This window comes from Sphingomonas sp. QA11 (assembly GCF_028473665.1).
Classification (GTDB): Bacteria; Pseudomonadota; Alphaproteobacteria; order Sphingomonadales; family Sphingomonadaceae; genus Sphingomonas; species Sphingomonas phytovorans.
Genome location: NZ_CP098774.1, coordinates 2634444 through 2647426, shown reverse-complemented (window position 1 = coordinate 2647426; position 12983 = coordinate 2634444). Strand labels below are relative to the sequence as shown.

The 12983-nt window shown below is 64.4% G+C and carries 6 protein-coding genes; 2 read left to right on the top strand and 4 right to left on the bottom strand.

Annotated elements, in window-relative coordinates; all coding sequences use genetic code 11:
* Positions 1-44: 44 nt before the first annotated feature.
* The 3 genes from rpoC to NDN01_RS12315 form a co-directional block, all read right to left on the bottom strand.
* Positions 45-4313 (bottom strand): DNA-directed RNA polymerase subunit beta', encoded by a 4269-nt coding sequence (gene rpoC / locus NDN01_RS12325; protein WP_272627801.1) that lies wholly within the window; start codon positions 4311-4313, stop codon positions 45-47.
* 77 nt (positions 4314-4390) lie between these two features.
* The gene (gene rpoB, locus NDN01_RS12320; RefSeq protein ID WP_272627799.1) at positions 4391-8542 is read right to left on the bottom strand and encodes a DNA-directed RNA polymerase subunit beta; all 4152 of its coding nucleotides are present in this window, start codon (positions 8540-8542) and stop codon (positions 4391-4393) included.
* Between the two features lie 415 nt (positions 8543-8957).
* Positions 8958-9134: a hypothetical protein gene (locus NDN01_RS12315; protein WP_272627797.1), complete on the bottom strand. Its 177-nt coding sequence runs from the start codon at positions 9132-9134 to the stop codon at positions 8958-8960.
* Positions 9135-9360: 226 nt separating this feature from the next.
* Between NDN01_RS12315 and NDN01_RS12310 the strand changes: the two genes are divergently transcribed.
* Entirely contained in the window at positions 9361-10149 is a 789-nt protein-coding gene (locus NDN01_RS12310) for a hypothetical protein (RefSeq protein ID WP_272627795.1), read from the top strand.
* Positions 10150-10822: 673 nt separating this feature from the next.
* The gene (locus NDN01_RS12305; protein ID WP_272627793.1) at positions 10823-11746 is read left to right on the top strand and encodes a hypothetical protein; all 924 of its coding nucleotides are present in this window, start codon (positions 10823-10825) and stop codon (positions 11744-11746) included.
* 56 nt (positions 11747-11802) lie between these two features.
* Here the strand turns inward: NDN01_RS12305 and NDN01_RS12300 are convergent, their stop codons facing one another.
* Positions 11803-12768 carry a hypothetical protein gene (locus tag NDN01_RS12300; RefSeq protein WP_272627792.1) on the bottom strand — a complete coding sequence of 322 codons (966 nt, stop codon included), beginning with the start codon at positions 12766-12768 and terminating at the stop codon, positions 11803-11805.
* Between the last annotated feature and the right edge of the window lie 215 nt (positions 12769-12983).

Here is a 12983-nt window from a genome sequence, read left to right as displayed (position 1 = left end):
CATCCCCGGACGGCGGTCTTTCAGTTCAGCGCCGAACGGCTGGATCAGCTGTTCAGATACTCGCCGGCATCCTCGTCGGTGCCGTGACCCGAGGGCGTGACCGACGCCAGGGCATCGCTGCCCGTGTCGTCGCGCACGTCACGCGCCAGTTCAGCCGCATGCTCTTCCGCCGCCGAATTCGGGGCGACGAGCACTTCCTGCAGGCGACGCTGCTGAACGCGCAGGGCCGCATCGCGGCTGGAGGCCGCGACCCGCAGGCGGTTCATGCCAGCGCCGGTGCCCGCCGGGATGAGGCGGCCGACGATGACGTTCTCCTTGAGGCCGATCAGCGTGTCCTGCTTGCCCTGGACCGCAGCCTCGGTGAGGACGCGGGTGGTCTCCTGGAACGACGCCGCCGAGATGAAGCTGCGGGTCTGCAGCGACGCCTTGGTGATGCCGAGCAGAACCGGCTTGCCCTGTGCGGGGGTCTGGTTCTTGGCGATCTTCGAGTTGATGTCGTCCATCTCGTCGCGATCGACCTGCTCGCCGGCGAGCAGCGTGGTGTCGCCGCCGTCGGTGATCTCGACCTTCTGCAGCATCTGGCGAACGATCACCTCGATGTGCTTGTCGTTGATCTTCACGCCCTGGAGACGATAGACCTCCTGGATTTCCGACACGAGATATTCAGCGAGCGGCTCGATGCCGAGCACCTCGAGAATGTCGTGCGGATCGGGCGAACCGCCGATCAGGTTGTCGCCACGCTTGACGTAGTCGCCTTCCTGAACGTCGATCACCTTCGACTTCGGCACCAGATACTCCACGACCTCGCTGCCGTCCTCGGGCTGGATGCCGATCTTGCGCTTGGCCTTGTAATCCTTGCCGAACACGACGCGGCCCGAGACCTTCGCGATGATCGCGTTTTCCTTGGGCTTGCGAGCCTCGAACAGTTCCGCGACGCGCGGCAGACCGCCGGTGATGTCACGCGTCTTCGCTGCTTCGCGAGAGACACGGGCCAGAACGTCGCCGCCCTGGACCTGAGCACCGTCCTCGACCGAGAGCGTTGCGCCCGGTGCGAGCATGTAGCGGCCGGCTTCACCCGAACCCGAGTCGAGCAGGGTCAGGCGCGGACGCAGATCCTCCTTCGACTTGGTCGCGGCGCGATATTCGGTGACGACGCGCTGCGAGATGCCGGTCGCTTCGTCCGCCTGCTCGGTCAGGGTCTTGCCCTCGACCAGGTCGACATACTTCACGACACCTGGGTTTTCCGTGATCACCGGCATGGTGAACGGATCCCATTCGGCCATCCGGTCGCCCTTCGACACGATGTGACCATCGTCGAACAGGACATAGGCGCCGTACGGAATACGGTGCACCGCACGCTCGCGCCCATCGGCATCGACGATCGCGACTTCGCCCGAACGGCTCAGCACGACGCGGCGGCCGCGCTGATCCATGATGATGCGAAGGTCGCGATATTCCATCGTGCCGTCGGCAACCGCCTCAAGGTTCGACTGCTCGTTGAGCTGCGCCGCGCCGCCGATGTGGAAGGTACGCATCGTCAGCTGGGTACCCGGCTCACCGATCGACTGCGCCGCGATGACGCCGACAGCTTCACCGATGTTGACCGGCGTACCGCGGGCCAGATCGCGCCCGTAGCACTTGCCGCAGACACCGATCTTGGTCTCGCAGACCAGCGGCGAACGGATCTTGCACGACTGGGTGCCGATCGCCTCGATCTTCGCAACCATCGGCTCGTCGAGCAGGGTGCCCGACGGGATGACGATCTCGCCAGTCTTGGTGTCGACGATGTCTTCCGCGGTCGTGCGACCGAGGATTCGCTCGCCGAGCGATGCGATGGTCGAGCCGCCCTGGACGATCGCGCGCATTTCAAGCGCACGCTCCGTACCGCAATCATTCTCGATGATGACGCAATCCTGCGACACATCGACCAGACGGCGGGTCAGGTAGCCCGAGTTCGCGGTCTTCAACGCCGTATCCGCGAGACCCTTGCGGGCGCCGTGGGTGGAGTTGAAATATTCAAGGACGGTCAGGCCTTCCTTGAAGTTCGAGATGATCGGCGTTTCGATGATCTCGCCCGACGGCTTGGCCATCAGGCCGCGCATGCCGGCAAGCTGCTTGATCTGGGCCTGCGAACCGCGGGCACCGGAGTGGGCCATCATGTAGATCGAGTTGATCGGGGCTTCGCGGCCGTTGGCCAGCTTCTTCACCGACTTGATCTCGTCCATCATGGCGTTCGCCACCTGGTCACCGCAACGGCTCCAGGCGTCGATCACCTTGTTGTACTTCTCCTGCTGCGTGATCAGGCCGTCCTGATACTGCTGCTCGAAGTCCTTCACGAGGGCGCGGGTCTCGTCGACCAGCGGAACCTTCGCGTCCGGAATGATCATGTCGTCCTTGCCGAACGAGATGCCCGCCTTGAACGCGTGCTTGAAGCCGAGCGCCATGATCGCGTCGGCGAACAGCACGGTCTCCTTCTGGCCGGTGTGGCGATAGACCTCGTCGATCACGTCGCCAACGTCCTTCTTGGTGAGGAGGCGGTTGACGGTGTCGAACGGCACCTTCGAGCTCTTCGGGAGGCACTCGCCGAGCAGCATGCGGCCCGGGGTGGTCTCGTAGCGCTTGAGATACTGGTTGCCCGCCTCGTCGGTCTGCGGAACGCGGCTGATGATCTTGGTGTGGAGCGTCACCGCGCCGGCCTCGATCGCCTGATGGACCTCCTGCATGTCGGAGATCATCATGCCCTGGCCGGGCTCGTCCTCCTTCATCATCGACAGGTAATACAGACCCAGCACCATGTCCTGCGACGGCACGATGATCGGCTTGCCGTTCGCGGGCGACAGGATGTTGTTGGTCGACATCATCAGGACGCGCGCTTCAAGCTGGGCCTCGAGGCTCAGCGGGACGTGCACGGCCATCTGGTCACCGTCGAAGTCGGCATTGAAGGCCGAGCAGACCAGCGGGTGAAGCTGGATCGCCTTGCCCTCGATCAGCACCGGCTCGAACGCCTGGATGCCGAGACGGTGAAGCGTCGGCGCGCGGTTGAGCATGACCGGGTGCTCGCGAATGACTTCGTCGAGAATGTCCCAGACTTCCTTGCGCTCCTTCTCGACCCACTTCTTGGCCTGCTTCAGGGTCATGGAGAGACCCTTGGCGTCGAGGCGGGCGTAGATGAACGGCTTGAACAGCTCGAGCGCCATCTTCTTCGGCAGGCCGCACTGGTGCAGCTTGAGTTCCGGACCGGTCACGATGACCGAACGGCCCGAATAGTCGACGCGCTTGCCGAGCAGGTTCTGGCGGAAGCGGCCCTGCTTGCCCTTGAGCATGTCGGACAGCGACTTCAGCGGACGCTTGTTGGCGCCAGTGATCGTGCGGCCACGGCGGCCGTTGTCGAACAGCGCGTCGACCGCTTCCTGCAGCATGCGCTTTTCGTTGCGGACGATGATGTCCGGCGCCCGCAGCTCCATCAGGCGCTTCAGGCGGTTGTTACGGTTGATCACGCGGCGATACAGATCGTTCAAATCCGACGTCGCGAAGCGGCCGCCGTCGAGCGGCACGAGCGGGCGCAGCTCGGGCGGGATGACCGGAACGACCTCGAGGATCATCCATTCAGGGCGATTGCCGGAATCGATGAAGCTCTCGACGACCTTCAGGCGCTTGATGATCTTCTTCGGCTTCAGCTCGGACTTGGTGACCGCTAGTTCTTCCAGCAGGTCCTTGCGCTCGCCTTCGAGGTCGAGGCTCTCGAGCATGATGCGGACCGCTTCGGCGCCGATGCCGGCCGAGAAGGCGTCCTCGCCATATTCATCCTGCGCGTCGAGCAGTTCGTCCTCGGTGAGGAGCTGATATTTTTCGAGCGGGGTGAGGCCCGGCTCGATCACGATATAGGCCTCGAAGTACAGCACGCGCTCGAGCTGCTTGAGCTGCATGTCGAGCAGCAGGCCGATGCGCGAGGGCAGCGACTTCAGGAACCAGATGTGCGCGACCGGGGCAGCGAGCTCGATATGGCCCATGCGCTCGCGGCGGACCTTCGAGACGGTGACCTCGACGCCGCACTTCTCGCAGACGATGCCCTTGTACTTCATGCGCTTGTACTTGCCGCACAGGCACTCGTAGTCCTTGATCGGACCGAAGATGCGCGCGCAGAACAGACCGTCACGCTCGGGCTTGAACGTGCGATAATTGATGGTCTCGGGCTTCTTGATCTCGCCGAACGACCAGGACCGGATGCGCTCTGGCGAGGCGATCCCGATCTGGATCTGGTCGAAGGTTTCCGGCTTGGCCACCGGATTGGCGAAGTTGGTCAGTTCGTTCATGTCTCAATTCCCTCCAGGGAAAAATTCTGTGCGGGCGGGGGAGGGAGCGCTGCCTTCGGAGGGCAGCGCTCTGTCCTTTACTCCGCCGCGATCGCGACGCCGTCCGAGTCGAACTGCTCGACGCTCTTCAGCTCGACGTTCAGACCCAGCGATCGCATTTCCTTGACCAGCACGTTGAAGCTCTCGGGAATGCCGGCCTCGAACGTGTCGTCACCCTTGACGATCGCCTCATAGACCTTGGTGCGGCCGACCACGTCGTCGGACTTCACCGTCAGCATTTCCTGCAGCGTATAGGCGGCGCCGTATGCCTGGAGCGCCCAGACCTCCATCTCGCCGAAGCGCTGACCGCCGAACTGCGCCTTGCCGCCCAGCGGCTGCTGGGTGACGAGGCTGTACGGGCCGATCGACCGCGCGTGGATCTTGTCGTCCACCAGATGGTGCAGCTTCAGCATGTAGATGTAGCCGACTGTCACCTTGCGGTCGAACTGGTCGCCGGTACGTCCGTCGAACAGATCCGACTGGCCCGAGGTGTCTAGCCCGGCGAGCGTGAGCATCGCCGAGACGTCCGCCTCGCGGGCACCGTCGAACACCGGCGTCGCCATCGGCACGCCGCCGCGCAGATTCTGCGCCAGTTCGATGATCTCGGCACCCGAACGGGCGTCGATCTCGGCATGATACTGCTCGCCATAGACGGTCTTGAGGCGATCCTTGACCACTTCGGGCATGGCACCTGCAGTGGGGGTCGGATTGGCTTCGCGCCAGTCTTCCAAGGCCTGCGAGATCTGCCCGCCCAGGCCGCGCGCGGCCCAGCCGAGATGGGTCTCGAAGATCTGACCGACGTTCATGCGCGACGGCACGCCCAGCGGGTTCAGCACCAGGTCGACCGGCGTCCCGTCGGCGAGGAACGGCATGTCCTCTGCCGGCAGGATGCGGCTGATGACGCCCTTGTTGCCGTGACGGCCGGCCATCTTGTCGCCCGGCTGCAGCTTGCGCTTCACCGCGACGAAGACCTTGACCATCTTGAGCACGCCCGGGGGCAGCTCGTCGCCGCGCTCCAGCTTCTCGCGACGATCATGGAACTTGTCCGTGATCAGCTTCACCGCATCGTCATACTGCGCCTTGACCGCTTCCAGATCGCTCTGGGTCTTGTCGTCGGCAACGGCGAACTTCCACCACTCGTGGCGGTCGACGCTGTCGAGCAGGTCGGCGTCGATCTCGGCGCCCTTCTTCAGGCCCTTCGGCGTAGCGGTCGCGGTCTGGCCGAGCAGCATCTCGCGAAGGCGCGACCAGGTCGCGCGGTTCACGATGGAGCGTTCGTCGTCCGAGTCCTTCTTCAGGCGCTCGATCTCCTCGCGCTCGATCGCCATCGCGCGCTCGTCCTTGTCGATGCCGTGGCGGTTGAACACCCGGACCTCGACGACGGTGCCGGCAACGCCCGGCGGCAGGCGAAGCGAGGTATCGCGCACGTCCGACGCCTTCTCGCCGAAGATGGCGCGGAGGAGCTTTTCCTCCGGCGTCATCGGCGATTCACCCTTGGGGGTGATCTTGCCCGCCAGGATGTCGCCCGGCTCGACCTCGGCACCGATATAGACGATGCCCGCCTCGTCGAGGTTGCGGAGCGCTTCCTCGCCGACGTTCGGGATGTCGCGCGTGATGTCTTCCGGCCCGAGCTTGGTGTCGCGCGCCATGACTTCGAATTCCTCGATATGGATCGAGGTGAAGACGTCGTCCTTCACGATACGCTCGGAAATGAGGATCGAATCCTCATAATTGTAGCCGTTCCAGGGCATGAACGCGACGAGCGCGTTACGGCCAAGGGCCAGCTCACCGAACTCGGTCGACGGGCCGTCGGCGATGATGTCGCCGGCGCGGACCGAGTCACCGACCTTCACCAGCGGACGCTGGTTGATGCAGGTGTTCTGGTTTGAGCGCTGGAACTTCATCAGCGTGTAGATGTCGACGCCCGACTGGCCGGCCTCGACCTCACCGGTGGCGCGGACCACGATGCGGGCCGCATCGACCTGGTCGACGATGCCCGACCGCTTGGCCGAGATCGCTGCGCCGGAATCGCGCGCCACGGTCTCTTCCATGCCGGTGCCGACAAACGGTGCCTCGGCGCGAACCAGCGGCACTGCCTGACGCTGCATGTTCGAGCCCATCAGTGCGCGGTTGGCGTCATCGTTTTCCAGGAACGGAATGAGCGATGCCGCGACCGACACGAGCTGCTTCGGCGAGACGTCCATCAGGGTGATGTTGTCCGGGATCGCCATCAGGAATTCGCCCGCCTGACGCGACGAAACGAGATCCTCGACAAAGCCCTTGGTGCCGTCGAGCTCGGCATTGGCCTGCGCGATCGTGTGCTTGGCCTCTTCCATCGCCGACAGATAGACGACGTCGTCGGTGACCTTGTGATCGACGACCTTGCGGTACGGCGTCTCGATGAAGCCGTACTTGTTGACGCGGCTGAAGCTGGCGAGCGAGTTGATCAGGCCGATGTTCGGGCCTTCCGGCGTTTCGATCGGGCAGATGCGGCCATAATGCGTCGGGTGAACGTCGCGGACTTCGAAGCCTGCGCGCTCACGGGTGAGACCGCCCGGGCCAAGCGCCGAAACGCGACGCTTGTGCGTCACTTCGGAGAGCGGGTTGGTCTGGTCCATGAACTGCGAGAGCTGCGACGAACCGAAGAACTCGCGCACCGCGGCGACCGCGGGCTTTGCGTTGATCAGGTCGTTCGGCATGACGGTGGACACGTCGACCGAGGACATGCGCTCCTTCACGGCGCGCTCCATGCGGAGCAGGCCGACGCGGTACTGGTTCTCGAGCAACTCACCCACCGAACGAACGCGGCGATTGCCGAGATTGTCGATGTCGTCGATCTCGCCCTTGCCGTCCTTCAGGTCGACCAGCGTCTTCACGACCGCGAGGATATCCTCGGTGCGGAGCGTGGTGACGGTGTCCTCGGCGTCGAGGTCGAGGCGCATGTTGAGCTTGACGCGGCCGACGGCCGACAGGTCGTAGCGGTCGGGATCGAAGAACAGGCCGCTGAACAGCGACTCCGCGGTCTCGAGCGTCGGCGGCTCGCCGGGGCGCATGACGCGGTAGATGTCGGACAGCGCCTGCTCGCGCTCTTCGGCCTTGTCGGCCTTGAGCGTGTTGCGGATCCACGGACCGGTGGTGACGTGATCGATGTCGAGCAGTTCGATCCGGTCGATGCCAGCCTTGTCGAGCGCTTCGAGATTCTCGGCCGACACTTCGTCGCCCGCCTCGATATAGATCTCGCCGGTCGCTTCGTTGATCAGGTCATAGGCCGAATAGCGGCCGAAGATCTCTTCGGTCGGAATCAGCAGGTCGGTCAGGCCGTCCTTGGCCGCCTTGTTCGCAGCGCGCGGTGAAATCTTCTGGCCCGAAGCGAACACGACTTCGCCGGTCTTCGCATCGATGATGTCGAACATCGGCTTCTGGCCGCGCCAGTTCTCGGCCTGGAACGGGATGATCCAGCCGCCCTGGCCGCGGACGAAGGTCACGCGGTTGTAGAAATAGTTGAGGATTTCCTCGGAGTTCAGGCCGAGCGCGTACAGCAGCGCCGTGACCGGCAGCTTGCGCTTGCGGTCGATACGGACGTTGACGATGTCCTTCGCGTCGAACTCGAAATCGAGCCACGAGCCGCGATAGGGGATGACGCGCGCGGCGAAGAGATACTTGCCCGAGGCATGGGTCTTGCCGCGGTCATGGTCGAACAGCACACCCGGCGAGCGGTGCATCTGCGAGACGATCACGCGCTCGGTGCCGTTGATGATGAAGGTGCCGTTCTGCGTCATGAGCGGCATGTCGCCCATGTACACGTCCTGCTCCTTGATATCGAGGACCGACCGGGCCTCGGTATCGGCGTCCACCTCGAATACGATCAGGCGGAGGGTAACGCGCATCGGCGCCGCATAGGTGATGCCGCGCTGGCGGCACTCGTCGGTGTCGAACTTCGGCGGCTCGAGTTCGTAGTTCACGAAGTCGAGCTCGGCGGTGCCGGCGAAATCGCGGATCGGGAACACCGAGCGCAGCGTCTTTTCCAGGCCGGACACATAGCCGATCGAGGGATCGGACCGAAGGAACTGTTCGTAGGATTCGCGCTGAACCTCGATCAGGTTCGGCATCTGCACCACTTCGTGGATGTTGCCGAACACCTTGCGGATGCGGCGCTTAAGCGTGCCGCCCTCGATTGCCTTGGTCGCCATGGAGTTTTTCGCCTTAACAGCTGATAATATCGTGCCCGGAATCCACCGGGCGGGCACGCATGAAGACGCAAAAAGCCGCTAGCTCTCCTTTTCGGAAAACAGCAGCTCCTGGCGTCTTATGAACCCACAGCCTCCAATTCGATCGACACGCTGCGCGACGGCACGTCATTTCCCGAAAGCTGTGGTGGAATGCGCGATATAGGGAGCGTGTTGGAGACTGTCAAACGCTACGGCCAAAGTCGTCTCATCGGCGCCACGAAACGGTTCGGCGCGATTCCGGTGTCGAGGCGGGTCCGATTGCGGGTTCCCTTCATTGAGTCTGCGTCATGAAAAACAAACCCGCAACCCGCCGCGCGTTCGTCGCGCTTGTCCCAGCCACCTTTTTGCTGGCCGTTCCGGGCCATGCACAAGAGGTTCAACCAGCCATGCCACCGTCGCCGCCAGTGCAGCAGACGGTAGCGCCCCCGCCCGTCGTCCCGACGATCGCGCCACCCGCCGCCGCGGTCGAGCCGCCGCCCGTTGTTGCGCCCGTCGAGGCTGCGGCGCCGGAGGCAGAGGCGCCCGCGCCACGCGCAGCGACCAGCAGTACCACGACTCGTACGGAAGCCCGTTCGACGCGTGTCGTTCGAACGCCAGCCCCGGTTCGGGCCGCGCCGGCGCCTGTCGCTGCAGCTCCCGTTCCAGCCCCGATTCCGGCAGACGTCACGCCTGCACCCGTTACGCCGCCGCCTGTCGAGGCGACGACTCCGGCCCCGGCTGCTGAAACGGTAGTGACGCAAAGCGCGACAACGCAACAATCTTTCGCAATCTGGCCATGGGTGCTTGGCGGCCTGGTGGTGCTGATGGCGGCGATCGGCTTCGCGATGATGCGCCGCCGTCGCACCTATAAGGATGCCTATTACGATGAGCCATATGTCGAAACCGGGGCAGGGGAGGCCGCGCCGATCCGTGCCGAGCCGGCGCCTTTCGCGCCCGATCCGGAACCGCAGTTCCTTCGCGCGGCGTCGCTGGCCGCGGTCGACGAGCCGGTCGTGCCGGTTGCTGCCGAGGACGCGACGCTGGTGAAGCCAGAAGCTGAGGAAGTCGCGTCCTTGACCCAGGGCAATGCGCCAGTGGCCGATCGTCCCTGGCTTGAGATGTCGCTCCGCCCGGTGCGCGCCGGTACCAATGTCGACGAAGCGCTGGTCGAGATCGAACTCACCGTTGGCAATGCCGGATCGATCGCGGCTGAGGATGTCCGCATCTCGACCTTCATGTTCGCGTCCGAGCCAGTCAATGGCAGCGAGATGGAGCGCATGTTGATCGAGCGTGGCGAGGAAGGCATGTCGCCCGTCACGATCAAGCCGGGCGAAGGGACCCGGGTCGACGCGACGCTTGCGTTGTCCAAGGCGGCGCTGATCGAGAGCAGCAATGGTTCGATCCTGCCGATTATCGTCGCCGATGCGCGCTATATGCTGGCGGACGGAACCGAGGGCCGTACTTCGGCATCATTCACCATCGGGGTCAGCGAGGATGGTGCCCCGGCCATGTCGCCGATCAAGCTGACCGAGCGGGCGATGCACGATGACGTCGAAGCGCGGCTGCACGGCGTGCCCGAGCATGCCTGATGCCTGATCGCTGAGGTGTCCCGGGCCTGTCTCCCGATCGCGGGAGGCAGGCCCGGTCGCATCAGCCAAACGATCTATCGCAGGGGGGAAAGCTGTCCTATCGCGTTCAGCCAAGCCGCGCTAAGGCGGCAGAGTGGGGTTGATGTCCAAATTTGCCGCTCGCCGGGTGCGGGCAATGACGCTTCCATTGCTGCCGTTGGCGGGCTTGGCCGCGCCTATATGGGCACAGAGCGCACCGACTCCCACGCCCACGCCCACGCCGCCGCCTACACCGAACCTGATTCCGGGCCTCGAGACCTTCAGCCTCACGCCACGCCAGGGATCGACGGTTACCCGCACCGCCACCCCGCCGCCCGTCGTCCGCACGGTGCTGAGCCCGACTCCGACGGCGTCACGCGCTGCGGTGACGCCGCGGCCCACCTCGACGCCGACGCCGCGAGCGAGTGCAACACCGCGGGCAAGTGCAACGCCAGCGCCGCGCGTAACACCGACATCGACTCCTCGGATCCCCGTGGCGGCACCGACGCCGGCCGCTTCGCCGCTTCCCGCCGAGCCGATCGCCGCGTCTCCGGCATCCGTGCCGTCGCCCGCTGCCAGCCCTCTCGCGGCACCGGTGCCAAGTGCCGTGGCTGGTCCGGGAGGCTCTTCGTGGCCGCTCGTTGGCGGAGGTGGGGTGATCGTCCTGTTGCTGGCCGGCCTGGGATATTGGTTCCTGCGGCGGCGCGAGACCGAGGAAGGCGGCGAGGAGCCTGCCACGAAGCGTGGATCGCACGCCCGTTTCGATCTGGTCGTGGATGTGCCCGAAGCAGTTCCGGAGCCTATAGCGCGAACGGCGCCGCCGGCAGCTCCGGACCCGGTTGTGTCGTCGATCGAGGCGCCTGCCCAAGCAGTTCCTGATTTCGGCTTGCCGCCTAAGCGCGGGGCGCACGCGATATTCGATCTCGGAGCGGTGGCGTCGGATGTGCCCGCGTCGCCGGAAGTAACGGAAGCACCGCTGATGCCAGCGGAAGAAGCGGCGCCCCGGGAATCAATCTCCACGCCCTTGCCGCCGCCAGTCGTTGAGGACCTGCCAGTATCGCCCACGCCCGCGGTATCTGCCCGGGCAACGCTGGATATCGAGGTGCGGGTGAAGCGCGCGGGCACCAATTTGCTGAGTGCCGCGGTCGAATATGATATCGTCGTGCGCAATGTGGGGCAGGCGGTCGCGCGCGCGATTCAGGTCGATGTCCGCTTGCTCAGTGCCGGTGCCGAGCAGGATGGCTGGATCGCGACCTTGTTCTCGAGTTCAATCGAACGGCCGATCACGCCATCGTTCGACCTGCCGTCGCGTGGGGCGATCGAACTCAGCGGTATGGCGATGATGCCGAAGGACATGCTGAGCGTGATGACGGTGCAGGACAGGATTCTGTTCGTGCCCGTCCTGGCGATCAATATGCTATACGATTGGGAGGGCGGCACGGGCCAGACCGCGATCTCGCACGTGATCGGGATTGATCGGGGCGAGGGGGTCAAGATGGCGCCGTTCCGGCTCGATGCCGGGCCGCGCATGCATGAGGGCGTGAATAGTCTGCCCTACACGGTTTCCGTCCGGCGATAGGCTTGCGCGGATCGGATCAGCTGCCGGGGCGGTGTCCGCCCCGGCAGGGTCTTTCCTTACTTCTGCGTGACGGTGGCGGTCGGGAGGCCGATGCTGCCGGCATCCGGGCCAAGCCGGTTATTGCCGAACGACTGGACGATACCCGTGCCAGTGGTCTTGATGCCGAACGCGTTGTTGTAGAGCCCGACGTTCGAGAGGCGGATCGTGGTGCCATTGGTCGCGAAAACCGCGGCCTCCAGGCTGCCGGCGATCGTCACGCCCTCGAGATTGGCCGTCGCGGCGCCCGAGGCAGTCCAGAGGGCGCGGCCGTTGTTCGAGAGATTGCTGTCGATGAGGGTCGCGGTGCCACCGGCCTCGACCTTGAAGCCGATCGCTGCCTGCGTAATCGTGACCCGGTTCAGGAACGCGGAGACCGCTACGCCGCTGACCGGCGTTATATAAACGCCCTGGTTCTGGACGTTTACGATATCCACGTCAGTCATGTGCAGCGTCGCGCCGACGCTCGCGGCCGACGGTTCGAAGCTGACGGCCGGTACCGAGCCGGTGCCCTGGTTCATGATGCTGACATTCTGCAGCGTCAGCGACTTGCCGCTGAGGAAGCGGACGCCATAGGTGCCCTGGGTCACGCCCGCGCCATCAATGGTGAGATTGCGCAGGGTCACCTTGATGGTCGGCGTCGTTCCGCCATTGGGATCGTTGATGGTGACGCCGGGAACGCCAGAATTCAGGATGCCGCCAGCCGCGCCGCCGATGCCTTCAGCGCAATCGAGCGTGATCGACTTGGTGATGGTGACCGAGCCGAAGCCGCCCGGATCGAGGCAGTCGATCTCGCCGCCCGCCGCCGTCTTGGAGATTGCGCCTGCCCAGGTCTTGCACGGAGCAGTGCGGCTGCACGGATTGACGTCGTCGCCGACGCCCGAAATCCAGGTGCGAGTCGCCTGGGCGCTGGCAGGAGCCGCGAAGCACAGGCCGAACAGCATCGCCGTCACGGCGAGGCTGAACATTCTGATCATACTGGTCATGGAATCATCCCCCTTGATATCTGTCGATCTCTACCAGGCCTGAACGATGCCCGATCGATGCCGTTGGCGGGGACGCGAGCGACGAGCAGCCTGTTGGGACATCGTTACCCGAATTTAACGATCTATTCCATTGAAAAGGATTCGAACGCCGCAGTCGTCACTCAGACGGGAGTGTCCCACATTGGTTATCTTTCCTATTGATTCGGATCAAGAAA